Here is a 23,099-nt window from a genome sequence, read left to right on the forward strand (position 1 = left end):
TAGCGTCTTCCGGCAAATTGGCTGCTAGACTTGTCTGACACCAAAAAAACCGGCCGTTACCCTCATGGGGTTCCAGCCGGTTCTTAACCGCTTATCATCCGCTATATTTGGTTTTTGGCGAACTCCTGATCGAACCAGACCTGCCAATTCTCCGGAGGCTCCGTCATTTTATAGGTGGCCCTGGTATCCTGCGGAGCTGCCGCCTCATACGCCTTGCCGCCCACAATCAGCTGCATCTCCGGGTACCGGCTGCCCAGCCGCTCCAGCAGTTCTTCGCAATACGGGACAAGCTTCACATTCGTCACGGACAGGCAGACTGCCCTGATCCGCGGTCCCTGGGCCGCCAGCAGCTCCATTACGCCCTCCTCCGGCGTGTTCGCCCCCAGATAGATGACCTCCACCCCGTTTCTACGCAGGAACAGCGAGAATAACAGCAGCCCGACCTGATGATGCTCCCCCGCCGGACAGAACGCGAGCACCTTCGGATAATGCGCATACACAGGAAACACATGGAAGAACTGGGACAGCCGGTTCGAGATCATATGCGTCATATAATGCTCCTGCGCCACCGTGGCTGTTCCGGCTTCCCAGGCATCGCCGATCCGCACCAGAACCGGGATCAGCACATGATGGACCATCGCCTCATAGCCGTATAAGGAGAACCCGAAGTCAATCAGGGCATCCGCCCGCTCCCCCTGAATATCCAGCAGCGCGGTGTAGATTTGCTGCTTCATTTTGTCCAGGGCATCCTTGGGGGCTCCGGCGTCTCCGGCTACCGGCTCCTTCTTGCCTTGCTGTTTATGCTGCTTCAGCATCCGCACCGCATGGGAGATACTGACGCCCTGCTTATCCGTCTGTTCCTTCAACCAGCGAAGGTCCTCGATGTTCTCCTGGCTGTACAGCCTGTAGCCCGATTCGGTGCGCTCGGGGACGACAGCCTGATATCTGTTCTCCCAGGCACGCAGAGTGACGGAAGGAATATCGAGCATTTCGACAACCTGTTTGATGGAATACACGATGGATCTCACTCACTTCCTGTTGGCACTGAATACTTTGAAGATTCAAACCTTATACAAAATGTCTACACTCATTATACATTCGCATTTGTATTATGTCACCAGCCCTTGCATAACCCGGCATTCGGGAGGCAGCTGCATAAATCGGGAGCGATCAGCCAAAATAATCCTTCGGGCGAATTCAGCATCTCCTGCTTCACTTCTCTCCAGCGGGCGTTATAGGTACTTACATCACCTGCGCCGATCCAGCTGTATTCCGGCTCCGCAGCATACCAGGAGGATTATCCATGAATCAACGCAGCCGCCCCACCCCCGAGCAGATGCAGCTAACCCTGGCTTCCGGTGCCATCACCGCCGGCCGCCGCACATCAAGAAGACACTTCCCGCTCCGTCTCCCCAGGCTGTGGGTGGCTGCTGCCCTGCTGCTGCTGTGGCTCGCCGGTGTCATGATCTATCAGACCCATAAGCCGCTCCCGCCCGGCCTCTCTGCCGGGAGTCCTGCCTACAAGGTGGATAAGGTAGCCTTCTGGCATGATCTGACCTACCAGGACAGCAGCGGAAAGCGGGCCAGGGAGGAACAGATTCTGCCGCGAATCCTGCAGATTATCGGGGAATCCAGACAGTTCCTCGTCATCGATATGTTCTTATTCAATGATTACACACATACAGACCAGCAGTTCCCCAAGGTCAGCCGCAAGCTGGCGGATAAGCTGATTGCCCAGAAGGCTGCTTATCCCGGGATTGAGATTGTTTTTATCACCGATGAAGTCAATACGAACTATGGCTCCGCGCCTAATCCGCTCCTGGAAGAGATGAAGGCTGCCGGCATCAAGGTCATTATGACGGATGTAGACTCTCTGAGGGACTCGACCCCGGCTTATTCCGCCGTCTGGCGTACCTTCATCCAGTGGTTCGGCCAGTCCGGCAAGGGCTGGATACCGAATCTTATGGCCAGCGGAGGACCGGATATCACCGCCCGTTCGTACCTGAAGCTGCTGAATGTAAAAGCCAACCACCGTAAAGTGATCCTAAGCGAGAACACCGCGCTGATCTCCTCGGGGAATGTGCATGACGCCAGCGCTTATCACTCCAATATTGCGCTAGAGGTGCAGGGGCCGGTCCTGGCGGATATTCTGGAGAGCGAGCAGGCCGCCGCCAACCTGTCGGGAGCAGGCCCCCTGCTTAGCGAGCAGCCGGTATTCACGCAGTCCGCCGCCCCTGCGGGAGATGCCAAGCTGGAAGTCCGCTATCTGACGGAGGGCAAGGTCTACAAATATGCACTGCAGGATATCGCTTCGGCGGGGCCGGGAGATGTGATCTGGATGGGGATGTTCTATCTGGCGGACGACCGGATTGTCGACGCCCTGCTTGCCGCAGATGCCCGGGGAGCCAAGATCAGGCTCTTGCTTGATCCCAACCAGAATGCCTTCGGCCGGGACAAGATCGGCATCCCGAACCGCCCGGTAGCCCAGAAGCTAAGCCGCAGCTCCACAGGGAATCTGGCCATCCGCTGGTACAACACCGGCGAGGAGCAGTACCACACCAAGCTGATGTTCATTGCCAAGCAGTCAGGGCCTTCCATTGTCCTTGGCGGATCAACGAACTTCACCGCCCGTAACCTGGACGATTACAATCTGGAGAATGATCTCCGTGTGTCGGTTCCGAAGGATCAGCCGCTGTATGCAGACACGGAAAGCTACTTTACCCGTCTGTGGAACAATGAGGGAGCGGAATACAGCCTGCCGCTGGAGGAGTATCAGAGCGAGATGACCTGGATCAAATATGTAATCTACCGGATTCAGACCCACCTCGGGTTCACAACCTTCTAAGCATCTCCGGACCCTCCGGCCAAAAGAAAAACGGTACCCTCCCACATGGACGGTACCGTTTCTATTTGTGCTTCGACTTCCGCCTACAGCAGCGGGGACATCAGGCGGGCGGCGGATTCCAGCAGCCGCTCCAGCAGTCTTTTCTCCATAAAGGTCTCATGGACAATCTGCCGCGTGGACAACAGGTCGCGCTCGAAATCGGCAACGACACGCGAGACGCTCTCGGTCTGCAGCAGCAGCGCATTCACCTCGAAGTTCAGATGGAAGCTGCGCATATCCATGTTGGCCGTCCCGATCGTTGCAATCTCCCCGTCGGCAATCAGCAGCTTGGAGTGGATGAAGCCCTTCTCGTATTCAAAGATCTTCACGCCCGATTCCAGCAGCGCCGGGAAGTAGGAATGGGAGGCCAGGAACGGAAGCCACTTGTCGGGCTTGGCCGGGAACAGGAGGCGCACATCCAGCCCCGACATGGCCGCCACACGCAGCGCCGTCAGAATATCCTCATCCGGGATGAAATACGGCGTGGCGATCCAGACCGACTTCTCCGCAGTGGTGATCATCGAGAAGAAGATATTCTTCAGCGCACGCCGCTCATTATCGGGTCCGCTGGCAATGATCTGCACCGCCCCGTCCCCGGCCGTGAAGCGCAGCTGCGGGGAGAGGTAATCCTGCTCCAGGATTTTCTCGCCGGTGGTGTGCATCCAGTCCTGCAGGAAAATAATCTGCATCGTCCGCACCGCTTCGCCCCTCAGCAGCATATGCGTATCCCGCCAGAAGCCGTAGGTCTTGCTGCGGCTTAAGTATTCGTCTCCGACATTCAGCCCGCCCATGAAGCCGACGTCGCCGTCGATAACTACGATTTTGCGGTGATTGCGGTAATTCACCCGGCTGGAAAAGAAGGATGTTGAGTTGCCGTAAGCCGCCACCTGCACACCGGCATCACTCAGCTCCTTCAGAAATGCCCGGGACAGCTGCATGCTGCCAACCGCATCATACATGAACCGGACCGCCACGCCCGCGCGGGCCTTCTCAATCAGAATCTGCTGAATGCGCGTCCCGATATGATCCGCCCGGAAGATGTAATATTCCATATGAATATGATGCTGCGCCTGCCGCAGCTCCAAGAGCAGCGTCCCGAAGGTCTCTTCGCCGTTAGTCAGAATCCGCGACTCCGAATTGAAGGAGATCGGCGTACGCCCGAGCCGCTGGGACAATCCCAGCAGCTTCTGCCGCGCGGGGCTGAACACTGACCAGTCCTGGTGCATCCGCAGCGCGTCGTTCTCGATCCGTTCATAGGCCATGAGATCGCGCTGGGCCTTTTTGTCATACTTGCGCCGTTTGAATACATTCTGTCCGAACAGGAAATAGAATACCAGCCCCACCACCGGGATCAGCGCAAGCAGGAGTATCCAGGACACCGTGGTGGACGGGTTGCGGTTCTCCATGAAGATCCCCAGCCCGATCGAGATGACCGTCAGTGTGGAGAAAATACTGATTATAGTCCCGGCTGTACTGCCGAAAATCCCGAAGCCAAAATAATAAAAAGCCAGCAAAGCCGCTATGATGACTATAGCCTGCAGTCCTCTTCTCATAGGTAACCTACCTTCTCTTTCTGCCGTTGCTCACCAAATTGACACATGTCTATATTAGCATGAAGAATCCAATTCTTCCTACTGAAATCCTATACAGAGCTGGAATCGCGACCCTTCTGTAATATTCCCCCGCAAAGGCCGTCCGCGCCGGATTTGTAATGGCGCAGCATATATAATATAATCTCTCTGACCACATAGTCAATTATAGAACTTGATAGTCAGAAGGAAGAGAGAGGATTCGCTATGACCGCGAAAAGCATAAAAAAAGAACAAATCCTCAAGACCGCCATGCAGCTATTCGCCGTAAAGGGCGCCTCTGCCACCTCCATGCAGGAGATTGCCGCGCTGTGCGGGATCTCCAAGGGAAGCCTCTATCTGTCATTCAAATCCAAGGAAGAGCTGGAACATAGCATCTATATGTATTGCTTCCGCATGATTCATGACCCGATCCAGAAAGAGGAGCTGGAGACCGGCCGAACCCCGCGGGAGAAGCTGTGCAACCAGATTGAGATACTGCTTAGTCATGTGTATGAGCTCCGGGAGTTCCTGCAGCGCCAATTCCTGGACCTGGCCGGGAGAGGGCAGACCGAAGTGCCGGAATGGGTGCAAAAGAACAATGCCGCACTGCTGCGCTGGTCCCGGGATAAGCTGGAGCAGCTGTACGGGCCGGAGATCCTGCCCTACTCCGGCGAGCTGTTCCTGCTCAGCAACGGGTTGATCAGCTCCAGCATCAAGCTGCTGTTCTGCGGAGGGAACTCCGTGCCGATCCCCGTCCTGGCCGGACGCCTGGTGGACTGGCTTGATATGCTGGCCGCCGGCCTGTTAACCGGACAGCCTGCTCCCCTGATCACCGCCGCTGATCTGGAGCAGTGGGCAGACCCTCCAGGGGAGGTACAGCGCCAGAGTCCGCTTCAGCTGATCAAGGCCATGAAGCTTCTGCTCAGCGAGGCTGACGGGCTTCAGCCGAACGATGCCGAAGACGGTCTGGAATCCCTGAGTATCCTGGAGAACGAAATCCTCAGCCCGGACCCCCGGAAGGTCATTATTCAGGGCATGATTGCCAATCTGGAAGGATACCCCGTCCTGTCCGAAGAGCTGAGCAAGCTGAAGAAGCAGTTCGCCCCTCATATGAAGATCTGCGGGCTTCATGAGTGAATCATGCAGCACGCTTTAAATATCCAGATTAATTCGTAATGGAGGTTTTATTCCACAGATGAAAAGCCTAATTAATTTCTCGCTCCGCAACAAGTTCGCCATCTGGCTTCTGACGATTATCATTGTCTTCGCCGGCCTGTACAGCGGAATGACCATGAAGCAGGAGACGCTGCCTAATATCAGCATTCCTTATCTCAGCATCACTACGGTCTATCCCGGTGCTGCGCCTGAAGGGGTAGTCAATGAAGTCAGCAAGCCGCTGGAGCAGAAGCTGCGCAACGTGGACGGCGTGAAGCTGCTGACCTCGACCTCGCTGGAGAACGCCTCCAGCGTTACCATTGAGTTCGACTACGGCACGAACCTGGACAATGCCACCGCAGCCGTGCGGGAAGCCTTGAACGAGGTGAAGCTGCCGGAGGAGGTCCAGAAGCCGCAAATCTCGCGCTTCAGCCTCAGCTCGCTGCCGGTCGTCTCGCTCAGCATCTCCGATGAGAGCTCCGGGGATCTGGAGGAGCTGACGCGGATAGCCGAGAATGACATCCGCCCGGCGCTGGAGGATGTTGAAGGCGTAGCCTCCGTGCAGATCGCCGGACAATACGTCAAGGAGGTCTCCCTGAAGTTCAACCCGGAGAAGCTGAAGCAATACGGCCTGACCGAGGATACGGTCAAGGGTATCATTCAAGGCTCCTCCCTGCGCGTGCCGCTGGGATTGTTCGAGCTGGACAAGGCGCAGAAGGCGGTTGTCGTTGACGGCAATATTACCACGGTGGAGGATCTGCAGAATGTCCGCATTCCACTCGTTCCTTCTGCCCCTCAAGCGGGCAACGCGGGAGCGGGGGCTGCGGGCGGTGCGGCCGCTGGCGGGACAGGAGCAGGCGCTCCAGACGGTAATGCGGCTGGCGCCGCAGGTAGCGCAGGCGCTGGTGGTGCAGGCGCTCCGGCGGGTGCAGCCGCGATGACCGGACTGCCGACCGTGAAGCTTAGTGAGCTGGCCACCATTGAGGTAGTTGGCAAATCAGAGTCCATCTCCCGCACCAACGGCAAGGAATCGCTCGGGATTCAGATTGTGAAGGCCAATGATGCCAATACCGTCGATGTCGTGAACGGCGTCAAGGACCGGGCGGAGGAGCTGAAGAAGCAGTACAAATCTATGGACCTTACCGTCCTGCTCGACCAAGGCAAGCCGATTGAGGATTCCGTCAATACCATGCTGTCCAAGGCAGCCTTCGGCGCTCTGTTCGCAGTGTTGATCATTCTGCTCTTCCTGCGCAACATCCGTTCCACCATTATTTCCATTATCTCGATTCCATTATCACTGCTGATCGCGATATTATGCCTGCGGCAGATGGATATTACGCTGAACATGATGACGCTGGGTGCGATGACCGTCGCCATCGGCCGCGTCGTCGATGACTCCATTGTTGTCATCGAGAACATTTACCGCCGCCTTACCCTGTCGGGAGAGAAGCTGCGCGGCCGCGAGCTGATCAGCGCGGCTACCCGTGAGATGTTCGTGCCGATCATGTCTTCTACGATTGTAACCATTGCTGTATTCCTTCCGCTCGCTTTTGTCAGCGGGATGGTCGGTGAGCTGTTCCTGCCGTTCGCGCTGACTATGGTCTTCGCGCTGCTGGCCTCACTGGTGGTCGCGATCACCCTGGTGCCTGCACTGGCTCACACCCTGTTCCGCAACGGGCTGAAGAAGGGCAAGAAGAGCCACGATGACAAGCCCGGCGCGCTGGCTGGCGGATATGCCAGAATTCTGGACTGGTGTCTGTCGCACAAGCTGATTACCTTCGGCGTAGCCGTGCTGCTGCTGGCAGGCAGCCTGTTCCTGGTTAAGCCGATCGGCGTCAGCTTCCTGCCGTCCCAGGAAGAGAAGAATGTGACGCTCACCTTCTCTCCGAAGGCTGGACAGACGCTGGAGGATGTGAAGGCGCTGGGCCTGAAGGCCGAGAAGTTCATTCTGGCCCAGGAGCACTTAGATAAAATGCAGTACTCCATCGGCGGCAGCTCGCCGTTCGGAATGGGCTCCGGCAACTCCGGCCTGTTCTACGTAACGTATGACAGCGATACGCCTGATTTCGATACCGTGAAAGAGAAGCTGATCGAAGGATTAACCAAGGAAGTGCCTGAGGGCAAGTGGGGCGATTTGTCCGGTATGGCCGGCGGCGGTCTGGGCGGCAACACGCTGACCGTCAACATCTTCGGCGATTCACTGGAGCAGCTTAAGCCGGTAGCCGATGAGATCGCCGGCATCGTGCAGGCGGATAATAAAAACTTCAAGGACGGCAAGACCAGCCTCGCTGAAGCCTATGATCAATACACCATCGTAGCCGATCAGGCGAAGCTGAGCTCGCTCGGCCTGACCGCCGGACAGATTGCGATGAAGCTAAGTCCTGCCGGAACCCGGCCTGTGCTCACCGAGGTTAAGCTGGACGGCAAGAATTACAATGTCTATATCGAGGCTGACAAGGAGTCCTACAGCAGCATTGGGGAGATGGAGGCTGCTACGCTAACCTCCCCGCTGGGTATTACCGTCCCAATCGGTGAGGTTGCGAAGATTGAGCAGGGCCAGTCGCCCGACTCGATCACCCGCGAGAACGGCAAAATGAAGGTGGAAGTGACCGCCGATATCCTCTCCAGCGACATCAGCAGTGCTTCTAGCGCGGTACAGAAGAAAATTGACGCCATGGATCTCCCGGATGGCGTGACCGTTACCTTCGGCGGCGTCACCGAGCAGATCAACGAAACATTCGGGCAGCTCGGCATTGCCATGCTGGCCGCGATCGCCATCGTATACTTCGTGCTGGTCGTTACCTTCGGCGGCGGCCTGGCTCCGTTCGCCATCCTGTTCTCCCTGCCGTTCACAGTCATCGGCGCGCTCGTTGCCCTGCTCCTGGCCGGTGAGACCCTCAACGTCTCCGCGCTAATGGGCGCGCTCATGCTGATCGGGATTGTTGTCACCAACGCGATTGTTCTCATTGACCGCGTCATTCATAAGGAACGGGAGGGCCTGTCCACCCGCCAGGCGCTTCTGGAGGCCGGGGCTACCCGCCTGCGTCCGATTCTCATGACCGCGCTCGCCACCATCGGCGCTCTGCTGCCGCTGGTTACAGGCCTGGAGAACAGCGCCGGCATCATCTCCAAGGGTCTCGGCGTAACCGTCATCGGCGGCCTCGTCAGCTCTACACTCCTGACCCTGGTTGTTGTGCCGGTAGTCTACGAGTTCCTGATGAAGTTCCGCAGTAAGAAGGTATATGAGTAAAGGGTGACGTAAGGCTAACACGTCGCAACAAGGCAGAAATAAGGCGCCCTTCCGATGATGGAAGGGCGCCTTATTTGTTGACGGGACTTAGCCATCTGCTATGACCAGAGTATCTATGAATCACCCTAGTACAGCATCAGATTTAAACATGGGAAAATTACTTTTAACTTATTGCTTGCTGAGGGTTGCCGTGCCCGATTAAGGTGCAAGGGTTAGGCTTAATTGCAGTCTGTACACGCCTGTTGATTAGCTAAATTATGGGAATGTAAGATTATTAGTCAAAAAAGTAATCCATTCTACGGGTAATCGTTGCAGCGTAAATAAGCGGTCAAAATCGGCAAACGTTAGTTTGGCGCTCCAATGAACCACTGCATTTCCTTTGTCAAAGAGGAATTTCAATAACACATAAACCAGTAAAGCGGTATACAACTGTCCGTACACAGCATTGGGTGTGGTCCCAAATAAGGTTGGAATGTTTAAATGCTGCTTAATCCAGCGAAAAAACACTTCGATCTGCCACCGCTTCTTGTAAATTTCTGCAATCCGCTCAGCGGAGTGCCAGTGCAGATTCGTAGCAAGAATCACCGGGTTGCCTTGTGGGTCTCTTAGAATTACTACGCGAAAACGGTTCTTGGAAAGCCGTTGTCCTTTTCCTAATTGGCAGGTGAAATCTTGTTCGAGAGTTCCTGTGAAGGGTTCGCTTCGTATCCGGGCAACCGGGGACTGAAAGAGCGTGTTGTCCCGAAGCCGAATGACAAAGCATTGGTGCTGCTCCAGATACTCATCGAATCGTTTGTGACTGCCATACGCCCGATCGGCTACGATAATAAACCGTTTGTCGATCAGCTCGGGACAGCTTTTAAAATCATGGGAATTCCCTGTGGTCTCGGTCACCTTAAAGAGCCGGCCTTCATCGGCCACCACCGACACGTGTAATTTGATTCCTGCGCGTTCGCCTTTCAGCGGAGCCCAAGGAAGCCGTTCTTTCCCGACGGTAATTTTGGTGGAATCGACGAGAAGTAAGGCTTTGGGAATCCCTAAATGTCTTCGGGTCGAGCGATTACACAGATCAATCATGAGGTTCAGCAATTGCTTAAAAAGCTCGAAGGGAACATCTTTCGCTTTTTTGGAAAGCGTTGAATGGTCTACGGGTCTAAGGCCGCTGGAATCCATGCGTACTTCACCATCCCGATATCCCTCCCACTGCTGGAACGAAGCCTCCGCCAAGAATAAAAAGAGGTCATAGACGGTAAACTTTCTTGCTGTATCGACATATTCAAGTTCTTGAAGAAACGGTGAGAGTTTCTCTTCAGGAATCACTAATTGCAGAATGTTCGAGATTGAAGTAGACTTTTTCATGAGGTCGCCTCGTTTCGGATGTTTGTAGGGGTACAAACACTTTACCGAATGAGCGGCCTTTTTGCTACCTTTTTTTGGCTAATCAACAGGCCTGCAGTCTGTACAACTAAATCGCCGGATGTGCCGCCGAATCTCTGTTTAACTGTATTCCGTGCAATTAAAAATGCCTCTATACCTGGATTTTGGCCCATCCGGGCAAATGTAGTTGTGCAGAATACAATTAGAAGAGCAAAGCCTTCGGTTTCACTGTTTTTAGTTGCACAGAATACACTTATCATGGAATTAAAACAGTGCAGTGGAGATGAGGATATAGAGTTAAAGGATGTGAAAACATAATAGTTTAGGTGAATATACTAAAAGCATTAAGCTTTGGTTGAATTTCAACCCTATAATTGTACAATTGTTATAAGCAATTGAGTGTGTCGCTAAGAAAGAGCACTTATGAATAGGATGGTTAAAATGGAGCGAAAAGTGAGCAAATTCGGTAATAGTCTAGGCATAAACTTGACGGACGCTTTAAAGCGAATGGGATCAACAAAAACTTCATTGGCTGTTGGAATTAGCCCAGACTTTATGATCGCTCTGACTGATGCCATTGAGGAATACGATCAAACACTTCAAGGACTCAAAGATAGATAACGCCAACTCGTTATTTAACTGTCCAAATTACAAGTACAATTCCAAAGTTCCCCTGGCCCAAATAGGATTTCTTCATGGCAAAAGCTAGCAGTCTTCATATTGACGTAAAACAAAACTGCCTGACAGAGTAGTTTCTATTGCAAAGTTTTCCCTTCGTCCGATTAACTCCCTTATTTGCTTTACAGCTTCCCTTCCAGCGGACAGGCCTGCACTTCTGGGATCTATGGGGTTTATGCTTTTGGCAATCTGGTCAGGATCAATAATAGTTCCAACATACTCCCTCATTTGAAAACTGATTGTGCTTTTCCCAGCTCCATTAGTACCAGCAAAAACCGTCATTACAGCTTCCTTATTAGTCATGAATAACAAAACTCAGTGCGATTTCCAGCTAAGTCATAACTAATCTCGAATTTTTGGCCGGTGGCATCTTCACGTATTCTTTTACCGTCTTTCATATAGTATATGGAGGCGCCTGCTTTTTTGGCCTCGGTGATTACATGTTGATTGGCCTTCTTCAATAACCTTTGCAATTCTTCTCTTTGGGGCAGCACTAGGACAGCACCTCCTCGCATACCGTCAGCGCATTGTATTGTAATCGGTTTTTCAAGCTTATCATTCGGATGATTCAAAAACTACGTCCTCAAATCCCGCACCTTATCCACAATATACAACAACCTTAGTCTCCTATCCAACATTGAAAAAAGACACCAATAAAGGTGTCTTTTAATTTTCTCTATACGGAGCCATGCTTCCTTAAAATGAATGATTCGCTATGCCATAGCAGCCGCGCCGCTCTCCAGCGAAGCCTTCCAGGCACGCAGCATCTTCAGATCCATCGGCAGGAATTCCTCCAGCATATGGCTCAGTCCCAGATATAACGGGCTGTCTGTAGCTGCGTTCAGGCGCTGGCAGAACTGCGGGGTCCACTTCAGCAGATGCTCTTCCAGGAACCGCTCCTGGATCTCCAGCAGCTCCATGGCGCTGCGGATGGAGAAGCTGTTGTACAGCATCCGTTCGTGCATCACCGCCATGAATTCCAGTTCAATCGCGATGTGGTCGTCCGCTTCGCCGCTGCACTTCTTGAAAACAATACCCGCCGATGCGTACACATCAGAGAGGACATTGCAGAACTCCTCTTCCCGGCCGAGCTGAGCCGCTTCACGGGCCAACACGGAGCTGACCGCACGCTCGTTCATCAGCCGCTTATACTCAAGCTTCTCTTTCTCGCAGATGGCCGGGAGCGTAGACGGCTCCTGACTGCACAGATAACGCTTCAGCTCACGGCCGCCCTCGGTCATCTCCGCAGCAATACTCATCTCACGGTTACGGCTCCACTGGGCGACCAGTGAGAGCGACGGCTTTCTTCCGAAGAAGTCCACCAGCAGCTGATATATTAATCCCCGACTCTCCAGCCAGCGGCTGCAAGCCTCCGGCACGACAAGCGATGGAACAGTTGATATCGTCATTTTGCAAATCCTCCCTACTTAGTTTGCCGGAAGCCGGGGAATTTGAAATTACCGCCTGCGCCTTCCGGTATCATAGCTGTGCTCTTCGCAAAAGTGAAAGTATCTAAAGTTTGAATCTTCCGCAATTAAATTATATCGAAAATGTTAAACGCTTTCGGTGAGCATTCTATGACCATTCCCAGGAATTGTCGCACTTTTGTCATAATTAGGCTGCGCCGTTCCGCTACTGTCCCCCTATGATTTAAATTGTCTGCCTGACTGCTTCTGCTCAATCTTCTACATTGACGCAAGAGAATGCTTTCTTTAAAATTTAAACTAACATCAACAGGTGAAGGAGCAACGATATGGAGCCGCTGACTGACCCTTTTGGACGCATACATGACTACATTCGTATATCGGTGACCGACCGCTGCAACCTGCGCTGTATTTATTGTATGCCTGCGGAAGGAATGGAATTCCAGCCGCAGGACGAGATTATGAGCTATGAAGAGATTGCTGCTGTGGTCGCCTCCCTTGCCCCGCTGGGCCTGCGGAAGGTGCGCCTGACCGGGGGCGAGCCGCTGGTCCGCAAGGACCTGGAGAAGCTGGTTGCCATGATCTCCGCCATCCCCGGCATTGAAGATATATCATTAACAACCAACGGACTGATGCTCCCGAATAAGGCTGCTGTCCTGAAGCAGGCCGGGCTGTCGCGGGTGAACATCAGCCTGGACTCACTACGGCCTGAACGCTTCTCCATGATTACCCGTGGCGGCGATGTGGCTAAGGTGCTAAAGGGGATTGAAGCGGCTGAGGCCGCCGGATTGTCTCCGATTAAGCTGAACGTGGTGCTGATGAAGGGCATTAACGATGACGAGATTCAGGACTTCATCGCCTTGACGCTGAACAGCCCGCTGAATGTGCGCTTCATTGAGTATATGCCGATCGGCAGTGCCAGCGACGCCTGGCGCCAGACCTATCTCCCGCTGGAGACGGTAGTTGAGGCTTGCAGGGAAGCCGGCTGGACGACCGAAGAAGCAGACCTGCCTGCCGGGAACGGTCCCTCCCAGAACCGGCGCGTCACCGGTGCGAAGGGAACCTTCGGGCTGATCCATCCGGTCAGTGAGCATTTCTGTGACAACTGCAACCGGCTGCGCCTCACCGCCGACGGCCACATCAAAGCCTGCCTGTACTGGCAGGATGAATACAATGTGCGCCCGCTGACCGGCGACCCTGCGGCGGTGCAGGCCTTATTCCGTGAGGCGCTCGGCAACAAGCCGCATAATCATGAGATGGCGCTGGCCCTGGAGCGTAAAGCGCAGAGCCACACGCCCACCGCCCGCCGGATGTCGCAGATCGGGGGATAAGCTGTTCCGCCAGCCAAATATAACAGGCCCATGAACATGTTCATGGGCCTGTTACTATTCCGGATGTTAACCTTCCTCAGGAATGTCCACGATAATATAGTTATCCTTCAGCTTGGCCCCCGGTACTTCAGCGTCTTGCAGCACAACCTCATTCCAATTCCCCTTGTTAATCAGGCCATAACCGGTGGAGGTAATATGAGGCATCCAGCGGAAGCTGGCGAATGTCGTATCTTTGAAATTGGGTAAATTCCCATTCTCTTTGGCGAAGGAGCGGTTTATGAAATATAGCTTATCCTGCGCAGCGGCGATTCCACCTATGACAGCCTGCCACTTCAGATAAGCGGTGCTATTGGTTAATTGATAGTAACGGACTACATTATTGTTAACCTCGATGAACCGGTCCTTGGCCTTTTCAGGAAAATAATATTGCAGGCTGGCTGTTTCTACAACAGGCTCGAAATTCTCCGTGAGCTGTGAGACTCTGGGAAGATTAATCGCAGCATTTCTGGCTGTGCTTAATGAAGTGCTGTTAGCATCCGCCAGCAGCTTGCTGCTTGGTTTAGATACAAATGCGGTCTGAATCTTTGGATTCCATACCACAGAACCGTCCAAGGCTTCGGCTACAAAACGCAAAGGAATCATTGTTTTTCCCTTATGAATAAAGGGAGCGTTGCTTAAAGTAACGGATGCTCCATTTTTGCGGGCAACCTTGGTACCTATGGTCAACTGCAGGCTGGTGTCGTTCCCCTTCACGGTCACTTGCTTGGCCGCATTATTCCAGGCAAACGTCAGGTCACCCAGACTGCTTAGTGAAGTTAAGCTCAGAAATACCTGATTGTTCCGGTTAAGGATATCCCCCCTCTCTAATGAGTTGTTATTCACCACAACCTGAGTCCCTGCTGGAGTCTGACCTGCCGCAGCCGCCTCATGCACCGGCATTACCCAGAGCGAAGAGAACAACAGTGTCAGAGAAAATAAGATGCTTTTTTTCATCAGTGAAACCTCCTAATTTTTTCAAACCCTATTATATAGACGCCCAAAAAGACGTAAGGTTACACTGAAGACAACACACCGGCCAAGCAATCTATCTTACAAACAGCAAAAAGACCGGAGCGTGAGCGGCTCCAGGCCTTTTAAAATTGTGCGGACATATGAACTTGCTTCAATCCGGCTTCGGCATATCCGAAATCGCAATCTCGAAATCAACCGATATCGTCCCCCGGATCACATTATCCGTGCAGTCTATTTTGGCAGACAGGTCTACGCTTTGCATGGACACCTCATCGCCCTTGTACTGGTTGCGGGATAGATAGTAGGTTGCGAGTTCGCTGCAGAACTGCCCATACTGGTCGCTCATCATTAACTTGTTGCGTTCACCAAAAATACTTGAATACTTACGGTAAGGAATATAGTCAGAGAATCTCTGCAAAATATGGTCCACGTTCCATTTGTATCGATTCGCCGCTTGGACAATCCTGAACAACGCTATAAAAATTTCATTCTCACGGGACGAAATATATTCTACGTACTCCGCAAGTACCTCCATCTGCCCGTCCATTAAGCGGTTGAGATAGATATTCGCCCGCCCCCACTCCTGGTACTGGGCAATAATTCGCTTTGCTTCCTCAGTATCTTCCCTGATCCAGCTTCCATCCATATATGCAGGTATACTCTCCAGTGCTGCCTTATAGTCTCCGCGTTCCTCCTGCACATAAGCACGAAGAAGCCGGGCATACAGAACGTAGGCGTATAAGGGTCTTTTGTAGGGCTGCCCATGATTGGACCGCCGAAGTTCATACAGATGAGAGGCAATCTTGAGCATCTTCTCCGCCAGTTCACCTAACTGCTCCCACTTATGTAAAGAGGCATAGGTATGAGCCAATTGCTTAAGCGCGTCCAGCTGATTAATTTCATCCAGCTTATCCACATAATTCTCTAGAATAGTAGCCCCAATTAAATTCTTCTGCGGATCATCCCCCAGGTTAATCAGGAACAGCCGGTATTGGCAGAGGGCCAGACGTTCGGAATGCTGATATTTCTCGCTGGCCGCCACATTCTCGTAGATTAATGCTGCCGCAGGCCAATTCTTCTGCTCGAATAACTCCTCGGCCACCTCGAACAGCAGCGGTGCATACAGCAGATTATCCAATAAAGTCTGCACCACCCGCTCCATACAGTCCAAACGTGCTAACGCCGCGCATTGCAGCAGGAACGGACGTAGCCGCCGCCAAGTCGGTGCAGAATCAAATAGACATTCATCCACATACTTACTGTAGAAATAGTCCTCCGCCAGCCCCATCCCCCGGGTAACGCGGGTCAGATGATTCATCGCCAGGGCCTGCTGTCCCTTCATCACCCGGCTGAGTGTACCTGAATGAATGCCGCAGGCCACCGCAAACTGATGAACAGACAGCTTATGCTTTGTAAGATAGGCCGCGATTTCGTCCCGAATTTTGACCATATGCTCCATAGTTTTTACCACCTTTTCAGCATCGCTGTTAAGGATTATCTATGTGTGTTATGCCGTGATGTACTCTCACCCCGACTTCGGAATATCCGAAATCGCAATCTCGAAATCAACAGATATCGTCCCTCGAATCACATTGTTCTCACTGTCTATTTTGGCGGATAAGTCTACACTCTGCATGGAAACATCATCGCCTTTGTACCGGTTACGGGACAGGTAGTAGGTCGCCAGCTCGCTGCAGAATTGGGTATAGTTTTTTTTGAGAATAAGCCGGTCATATTCACCAAAGACGCTGTAAAGGGTCCGGTAAGGAATGTAGTCGGCAAACCGCTCTATTACATGATCCACATCCCAATTGTATCGGTTGGCCATTTGAACAATTTTGAATAAGGCTGTGAAAATTTCATTCTCCCGTGTAGAAATATATTCAACATACTCGTCGAGCACATCGAACTGACCATCCATTAAGCGGTAAAGATAGGTGTTCGCGGTACCCCATTCCTGAAATTGGTCGATGGCCCGCCGTGCCTCCTCGTCATCTTCTACGATCCAACTGGCATCCATATATAAAGGAACGATCTCCAGCGCAGCCTTATAGTCTCCACACTGCTCACACACAAGGGCACGGAGAAGCTGGGCATACAGAATATAGACATAAAGAGGCTTAGTTAGTAACGCTCCCCCTCTCTTCACATGATCTGATCCTTTATGGAGCTCATATTGCATGGAGGCCAGCCGGAGCAGTTCCTCCGCCAGCTCACCGACCTTGTCCCATCTCTGAAGAGAGCTGTAGGTATTCGCCAACTCCTTCAATGCATCTAACTGATTAATTTCATCCAATTTATCGATATAGCTCTCGAACAATGTGGCTGCGATTAGATTCTTCTGGAGATCATCTCCCCGGTTAATCAGGAACAGCCTGTATTGGCAGAGAGCCAGACGTTCGGAGTGCTGATACTTCTCACTGGCTCCCACATTCTCGTAGATTAATGCTGCGGCCGGCCACATCTTCTGCTCAAATAACTCCTCAGCTACCTCGAACAGCAGCGGCGCATACAGCAGATTATCCAATAAGTTCTGTACGATACGTGCAATACAATCCAGACGCGACAGTGCAGCACATTGCAGTAAGAACGGCCGTATACGCCGCCAGGTTGGCGCCGAATCGTATAGACATTCATCCACATACTTGCTATAAAAATAATCCTCCGGCAGCCCCATCCCACTGGTAACACGGGTCAGATGATTCATCGCCAGGGCCTGCTGACCCTTCATTACCCGGCTGAGTGTGCCGGAATGGATGCCGCTGTTGATGGCAAACTGATTAATGGACAGATTATGCTGTATGAGATAGGCCGCAATTTCATCACGTATTTTGACTGTATGCTCCAAAGTCTTTACCACCTTTACACACGCTCACTATCCGGTAACTAAGTACACTTCTATGAGAATGCTGCTATGCAGGCGGCCTCTTCTTCATCCGGTAGGCGCTGTCGTACGCATTGAGCAACTCATCCAGCACTACGGATTGCCGCAGCACCTCGGGATGATTCAAACCGCCATATTGAATATGTAATTTATGAAGCATACTTCTTGCCTGCTCAATACGAATTCTGACGCTTGCTGGACTTGACATGGAAATCCCGCCTCCTTATGCAACATTATAGATTTTTATGTAAAACTATAAAATATTGGGCCGATTGCATTATCTGTTAAAGTGAATATATTGAACTAACTATGTCAGAATAAAGTTGGTCGAAAAAAGACGCCCTCTGCTTTAGCAGAAGACGCCTAAGGTGATGCTATGTAACTCCGGCCGCTTATTCAAGCGCCTGTGCCATGCCCCATTGGTTCAATCGCTTGCTGTTGTATAGGTTTACTCACTATATCTGTTATAGGCATAGTAGTAACTACAACAAAACTAATTGAGGCCAGCAACAATAGGAGTTTTCTTTTCATTTGCATCCCGTACCTCTCTTATTAAGATTTTGTACTGCAACTGCTCATCTTCCCCGGCAATATGCCTGTTCTGCTCGAATAGATCAACACATTTGAAGATCATGCTCTCATTCTTAAGTTTAGACGATGATTCCAAACCTTCTAATATATATCGAATTCCTTCACTGCGTGTATTCCGCAGATAATAGACTCCCATTTCTATAAGAAATCTGGCATGTTGATCTGCTTTAATCTGCTGACTGTACACGCCGAACTCATTGAGATGTATCCTATAGGGCATATAATCGGAGAAACGTTCTAGGATAGAATCTACATCCCAGCTGTACATGTTGGCAGATTTAACGATATAAAATAAAGCTGTGAAAATTTCTCCTTGCTGCGTTGAAATATAATTAACATAATCAGGCAGCACCTCTACTTGTCCATCCAGTAAACGATACAAATAAGTATTAGCCTTGCCCCACTCCTTAAATTGCGCTACAGTCCTCTTTACTTCCTCGTTATCCTCATGTATCCAATCTACTTCCGAATATAACGGTACAAGTTCAAGAGCCTTTTTGTAGTCCCCATATTCCTCGTAGACATTGGAGCGCATAAGATGGGCGTATAATATATAGAAGCAAAGTGGTCTTTCACGGATCTTCATTAGCTCTTTATGTTTAGAGCGGGAAAGAAGGTCATATTGAATCGTAGCCAGACGTAGCATTTCAAGAGCAAGCTCGTTTACTTTATTCCACAATTGCAATGTATAGTAGACATGCATGAGTTCCTTCAACGCATCCAGCTGATCCGCCTCATTCAACCGCGGGATGTAGCTCTCGAATAAAGTCGCTGCGCGCAAATTCGTGCTCTGATCATCGCCAAGGGCGATCTGGAACAGCCGGTACTGGCACAGGGCCAGACGTTCGGAATACTGGTACTTCTCGCTGGCGCTTACATTCTCATAGAGCAGGGCCGCCGCTGCCCGGTGTCCTTGCTCGAACAAGCCCTCCGCGACCTCAAACAGCATGGGAACATACGTCAGATTATCCAGCAGATTCTGCACCAGCAGCTCGATGCAATCTGTGCGCCCCAGCTCTGCACACCTTACGATGAACGGCCGGAGTCTCCGCCAGGTTGGCGCTGAATAAGAGAAGCATTCATCCACATACATTCTGTAAAAATAGTCCTCACTCACCCCCATCCCCGCAGTAATTAACTCCAGATGGCTCATGGCAATGGGCTGATGGCCATTAATAATCCGGCTCAGTGTCCCGGAATTAATGCCAGACCTTATGGCGAACTGATTAATAGACATCCCATGCTGGGTTAAATAATCTGCAAGCTGATCTCGAATCATGGCTGCAGGCTCCAAAGCAATACCACCTCCAACATTCCAGAAATTAGAACAATATGTTTATATCTGTATGGTAGAGGATCGGATTTCAACCGTCAATAGAGTAGCACAAATATAATATGAAGTTGTGAAGAATTAGAAACAGTTTGGCAACCCGCTTGCCGAATCCGCCAGATTAAGGCTAAATTAGCCGCAAAACTGCCCCCACAGCTGAACTCCCATATAGATGGCGATGCTCCAGATCAGCAGCGCTGAAACGGTATTCAGCCCCTGTATCACCTTGCCCGAGGTATCGGTCCTGCCGAGCAGGCGTCCGGCGGCAGCCAGTCCCAGGAACCAGAGCCAGGAGACGGCTACAGTTGCCGCTGCGAAGGCCCAGCGCACCGCCCCGTCATATTGCAGCGAGCTGGTCCCGATCACGCCCACTGTATCCAGAAGGGCATGCGGATTCAGCAGGGACACAGACAGTGCATAGAGCATCTGCCCCTTCGGGGAGAGACGGCTGGACTCGTCCTTCGCCGGAGCGGAGCGCCAGATTCTCCAGCCCATGAAGGCGAGGAACAGAATGCCCGCCCCATATATAACAGGCGTGACCCAGCGCAGCGATAGAATGACCAGCGAGACGCCGCCGACCGCCGCAGCAATGAGCAGCGTATCGCAGACCGCTGCTGTCAGAACGACAGGCAGCACACTGCGGAATCTAGTGTGCTGCGCTCCTTGATTGAATACGAATATATTCTGCACGCCCAGCGGCAGAATCAGCCCGAAGGCCAGAATAATTCCATGTACAATGGCCTGTACCATCATGTAATCCCCCTCCATATAGCCTGCGGTACTGCCGGAGATAAGCTTCACCGCTTACTCTCCCGTTACAGTATTCTGATCGTACCGCGCAGCAGCAGGGCCGTAACCATCCAAGTTATAGGCGGTATACCCAACCAAGATGAATCAGAAGGATCAACCATGGTACACTGAAGCCAAGACATTACACCGAAGGAGCTTATCCCTTGAACCAAGAATTCCCGCCCTTCCATCCTGAACAGGGACAAGGAGGTGCTTCCCCTGGCCTATCAGTGGATTGGAAGCCTGACCCGGCCTCTCCGCTGCCGCTTCATGCCCAGATCTCAGCTTACTTTCTGGCCAAAATCCGCTCCGGAGCCTGGCCGCCCGGGATGCGCCTGGCCCCTCAGCGGGAGCTGTGCCGCCGGCTCGGGGTGAACCGCAGCACCGTGGTTACCGCGCTGGGCCAGCTTACCGCTCTGGGGCTGATCGAAGGCAGGCGCGGCGGCGGGACCATCGTATCCGGCGCACGTTCCGCTCTACCGCCATCCGGCGGTGGAGCCGGAACAGAGGAGCCAACTGAGCCGGAACGCTTAGGCAACTGGAATGATTATGTGGAGGAAGGGATTCACTATCCCAATCTGCCCACCATTCAAGACATTAACCGGCTCGAATATGAGCCCGGGTTAATCCGCCTCGGCACAGGGGAACCAGCGCCTGAGCTGCTGCCCGGAGCCGCGATGAATCAGGTGCTGGCCGGACTCTCGAAGAGTGTTCTCCCCCCGCTCTCCTATGAAGAGCCGCTCGGCAGTCCGGCGCTGCGCACTGCGGTCAGCCGGATGCTGGAGAAGAGCGGCATCCTGGCCGGCCCGGACTCCATCCTGATTACCTCCGGGGCACTTCAAGGGCTGCAACTAATCGCCCTGGGGCTGCTGCCGCGCGGCTCGGCCATTCTGCTGGAGAAGCCCTCGTATCTGTATTCTATTCACGCCTTTCAGTCTGCCGGGGTGAAATTCAGCGGCCTGCCTATGGACGGGCGCGGGCTGATCCCGGAGCGGCTTGCGGCTGAAGCTGTCCGCAGCAAGGCGGCGATGCTCTACAGCATCCCTTCATTCCATAATCCTACGGGAATACTGATGGACGCAGAGCGGCGCAGGGAGCTGATGGAGGTCACAGGCAGACTGGGACTGCCGATCCTGGAGGATGGGGCCTACCAGGAATTGTGGCTGGATGCCCCGCCCCCGCCTCCGCTGAAGGCGCTGGACCGCGAGGGGCGTGTCCTGCATCTGGGGACACTATCCAAGGCGGCCAGTCCCGGCCTGCGCATCGGCTGGATTGCCGGACCCGAGCCGGTCGTCCGGCGGCTGGCCGACATCAAAATGCAGAGTGATTACGGTGCAAGCTCCCTGTCCCAATGGACGGCCGCCAGCTGGCTGACGGGCGGCTATCATGAGGAGCATCTGCAAACACTGCGCAGCAGACTCCGTGAGCGCCGTGACCTTATGCTGGAGCTGCTCCGGCAGCATTGCACCGGGCTGGCGACCTGGAACGTACCGGCGGGAGGGTTCTATATCTGGCTCTCCCTCCTGCACGCCGGGCCGCCGCGCAAGCTGTTCACCGCAGCGCTGCGCGAAGGACTGCTGCTAAATACGGGCGATCTGTATGACCGCAGTGACCGGAGGCATCTCAGACTATCCTACGCCTATGCTTCCCCGGCAGAGCTGGAACGGGCCATCCCTCTGCTTGCCGGGTTGATCAAGGCAGGAGACTAGAGGCTTCCCGTCAACAGCCGATCTGCGGATTCACCCGGCCCGCTGCGGCAGGCGGACCCGGAAAGCCGTTCCCTCCCCGGGACGGCTCGTGACCTGGATGCTGCCTTGATGAAGCTCAATAATCCGCTTCACCAGCGGGAGGCCCAGTCCGCTGCCGCCGCCGCTGCTGACGCTTCTCGATTGATCCACCTTGTAGAACCGTTCGAAGATCCGCGGCAGCTCCTCTTCCGCCATGCCGATTCCGCTGTCCTTCACCTCCACTTCAATCCACTCTCCAGCGCTGCGCAGGGTAACGGTAATCTGTCCGCCCTGCGGAGTGAACTTGATGCTGTTATGCAGCAGGTTCGTCCATACCTGGCTCAGCAGATCCCGGACCCCAATCACGGTAGTCTCTGCAAGCTCGGCCTCTACTTCAATCTCCTTGCCGAGCCACTGCGGCTCTGCAGCCAGGATCATCTCCTGCACCTGCTTATCCAGCCTGTACGGCTTCCGCTCGAACGGGAAGCTCTCCGCCTCCAGCACCGACAGCTTCAGCAGGTTATCGCTTAGGCCGGACAGACGGCGGCTCTCCGCTTCGATAATATCCAGATAATGCTTGCGGGTGGCAGGACTTAGCCCTTCTTCCTGTAAAGCCGCAGCGAAGCCGCGGATCGAGGTCAGCGGTGACTGGATCTCATGGGACACGCTGGCGATGAAATCCTGGCGCATCGTTTCCATCCGGCTCAGCTCATTGGCCATTTCATTGATCCCTTCCACAATCCCTCCGAACTGCCGGTACTTGCCGCTGTCCAGCTCAACCTTGAAATCCCCCTTGGCGATCTGCCGCATCGCTGTGAGGATCGGTACATAGAACTGCTGCTCCTTTCCGCGTGTAGCGAAGGAAATGATCCCCCCGATACAGAAGAACAGCACCACCTGCACCGCCATCACGAACAGATGATATCCATATTCAGGGAAGGTCCAGCCGAAATACCGCACCAGCAGCCGGGAGCCGAAATAACTTCCGTTCCAGGATACAAACAGCACAGTCAGCACCCCGGCAACGGGAAGTATGATTTTTATTTTCTGCAAAAAACCGCTGATCCTGCCTGTCTTACCCGTCTTGCTCATTCCGT

General features: G+C 53.2%; 19 protein-coding genes. 6 read left to right on the plus strand and 13 right to left on the minus strand.

Features of this window, described 5'->3' with window-relative positions; genetic code table 11:
• Window positions 1–101: 101 nt before the first annotated feature.
• On the minus strand, window positions 102–1,016 hold the full coding sequence (locus tag MHI24_RS14070; RefSeq protein ID WP_340026211.1) for a MerR family transcriptional regulator: 915 nt from the start codon (window positions 1,014–1,016) through the stop codon (window positions 102–104).
• Window positions 1,017–1,303: 287 nt separating this feature from the next.
• Between MHI24_RS14070 and MHI24_RS14075 the strand changes: the two genes are divergently transcribed.
• Window positions 1,304–2,845, plus strand: coding sequence for a phospholipase D family protein (locus tag MHI24_RS14075; RefSeq protein ID WP_340026212.1), 1,542 nt, complete (start codon window positions 1,304–1,306; stop codon window positions 2,843–2,845).
• A gap of 83 nt (window positions 2,846–2,928) precedes the next feature.
• Here MHI24_RS14075 and cls read toward each other — a convergent pair whose 3' ends face one another.
• Entirely contained in the window at window positions 2,929–4,437 is a 1,509-nt protein-coding gene (gene cls, locus MHI24_RS14080) for a cardiolipin synthase (RefSeq protein WP_340026213.1), read from the minus strand.
• 243 nt (window positions 4,438–4,680) lie between these two features.
• Between cls and MHI24_RS14085 the strand changes: the two genes are divergently transcribed.
• Complete coding sequence (locus tag MHI24_RS14085) at window positions 4,681–5,592, plus strand: TetR/AcrR family transcriptional regulator (RefSeq protein WP_340026214.1); 912 nt, start codon at window positions 4,681–4,683, stop codon at window positions 5,590–5,592.
• A 58-nt stretch (window positions 5,593–5,650) separates the two neighbouring features.
• The gene (locus MHI24_RS14090; RefSeq protein WP_340026215.1) at window positions 5,651–8,860 is read left to right on the plus strand and encodes an efflux RND transporter permease subunit; all 3,210 of its coding nucleotides are present in this window, start codon (window positions 5,651–5,653) and stop codon (window positions 8,858–8,860) included.
• A 255-nt stretch (window positions 8,861–9,115) separates the two neighbouring features.
• On the opposite strand, the gene MHI24_RS14095 is transcribed toward MHI24_RS14090, so the two are convergent.
• Window positions 9,116–10,219, minus strand: coding sequence for an IS4 family transposase (locus MHI24_RS14095; RefSeq protein WP_340020563.1), 1,104 nt, complete (start codon window positions 10,217–10,219; stop codon window positions 9,116–9,118).
• A gap of 459 nt (window positions 10,220–10,678) precedes the next feature.
• Here MHI24_RS14095 and MHI24_RS14100 point away from each other — a divergent pair, with 459 nt between their 5' ends.
• The gene (locus tag MHI24_RS14100; RefSeq protein WP_340026216.1) at window positions 10,679–10,858 is read left to right on the plus strand and encodes a hypothetical protein; all 180 of its coding nucleotides are present in this window, start codon (window positions 10,679–10,681) and stop codon (window positions 10,856–10,858) included.
• An 84-nt stretch (window positions 10,859–10,942) separates the two neighbouring features.
• Here MHI24_RS14100 and MHI24_RS14105 read toward each other — a convergent pair whose 3' ends face one another.
• From MHI24_RS14105 to MHI24_RS14115, 3 genes are all read right to left on the minus strand, one after another.
• A complete protein-coding gene (locus MHI24_RS14105) occupies window positions 10,943–11,218 on the minus strand; it encodes a hypothetical protein (protein ID WP_340026217.1) in 276 nt (91 codons plus the stop codon).
• Complete coding sequence (locus tag MHI24_RS14110; protein ID WP_340026218.1) at window positions 11,215–11,487, minus strand: hypothetical protein; 273 nt, start codon at window positions 11,485–11,487, stop codon at window positions 11,215–11,217. Before MHI24_RS14110 ends, MHI24_RS14105 begins: the two co-directional genes overlap by 4 nt.
• Window positions 11,488–11,628: 141 nt before the next feature.
• A complete protein-coding gene (locus MHI24_RS14115; protein WP_340026219.1) occupies window positions 11,629–12,324 on the minus strand; it encodes a molecular chaperone TorD family protein in 696 nt (231 codons plus the stop codon).
• Window positions 12,325–12,668: 344 nt separating this feature from the next.
• Between MHI24_RS14115 and moaA the strand changes: the two genes are divergently transcribed.
• A complete protein-coding gene (gene moaA / locus MHI24_RS14120) occupies window positions 12,669–13,670 on the plus strand; it encodes a GTP 3',8-cyclase MoaA (RefSeq protein ID WP_340026220.1) in 1,002 nt (333 codons plus the stop codon).
• A gap of 66 nt (window positions 13,671–13,736) precedes the next feature.
• Here moaA and MHI24_RS14125 read toward each other — a convergent pair whose 3' ends face one another.
• From MHI24_RS14125 to MHI24_RS14150, 6 genes are all read right to left on the minus strand, one after another.
• Window positions 13,737–14,663 carry a copper amine oxidase N-terminal domain-containing protein gene (locus MHI24_RS14125; protein ID WP_340026221.1) on the minus strand — a complete coding sequence of 309 codons (927 nt, stop codon included), beginning with the start codon at window positions 14,661–14,663 and terminating at the stop codon, window positions 13,737–13,739.
• A gap of 169 nt (window positions 14,664–14,832) precedes the next feature.
• The gene (locus MHI24_RS14130; RefSeq protein ID WP_340026222.1) at window positions 14,833–16,140 is read right to left on the minus strand and encodes a helix-turn-helix transcriptional regulator; all 1,308 of its coding nucleotides are present in this window, start codon (window positions 16,138–16,140) and stop codon (window positions 14,833–14,835) included.
• Window positions 16,141–16,206: 66 nt separating this feature from the next.
• A complete protein-coding gene (locus tag MHI24_RS14135; protein WP_340026223.1) occupies window positions 16,207–17,529 on the minus strand; it encodes a transcriptional regulator in 1,323 nt (440 codons plus the stop codon).
• 64 nt (window positions 17,530–17,593) lie between these two features.
• Window positions 17,594–17,773, minus strand: coding sequence for an aspartyl-phosphate phosphatase Spo0E family protein (locus tag MHI24_RS14140; RefSeq protein ID WP_340026224.1), 180 nt, complete (start codon window positions 17,771–17,773; stop codon window positions 17,594–17,596).
• Window positions 17,774–18,058: 285 nt separating this feature from the next.
• Window positions 18,059–19,450 carry a helix-turn-helix transcriptional regulator gene (locus tag MHI24_RS14145; RefSeq protein WP_340026225.1) on the minus strand — a complete coding sequence of 464 codons (1,392 nt, stop codon included), beginning with the start codon at window positions 19,448–19,450 and terminating at the stop codon, window positions 18,059–18,061.
• Between the two features lie 168 nt (window positions 19,451–19,618).
• On the minus strand, window positions 19,619–20,236 hold the full coding sequence (locus MHI24_RS14150; RefSeq protein ID WP_340026691.1) for a LysE/ArgO family amino acid transporter: 618 nt from the start codon (window positions 20,234–20,236) through the stop codon (window positions 19,619–19,621).
• 203 nt (window positions 20,237–20,439) lie between these two features.
• Here MHI24_RS14150 and MHI24_RS14155 point away from each other — a divergent pair, with 203 nt between their 5' ends.
• A complete protein-coding gene (locus MHI24_RS14155; protein ID WP_340026226.1) occupies window positions 20,440–21,984 on the plus strand; it encodes a PLP-dependent aminotransferase family protein in 1,545 nt (514 codons plus the stop codon).
• A 30-nt stretch (window positions 21,985–22,014) separates the two neighbouring features.
• Here MHI24_RS14155 and MHI24_RS14160 read toward each other — a convergent pair whose 3' ends face one another.
• Window positions 22,015–23,094: a HAMP domain-containing sensor histidine kinase gene (locus tag MHI24_RS14160; protein ID WP_340026227.1), complete on the minus strand. Its 1,080-nt coding sequence runs from the start codon at window positions 23,092–23,094 to the stop codon at window positions 22,015–22,017.
• Between the last annotated feature and the right edge of the window lie 5 nt (window positions 23,095–23,099).

The sequence above is a fragment of the Paenibacillus sp. FSL K6-1096 genome (genome assembly GCF_037977055.1).
Taxonomy (GTDB): domain Bacteria; phylum Bacillota; class Bacilli; order Paenibacillales; family Paenibacillaceae; genus Paenibacillus_AQ.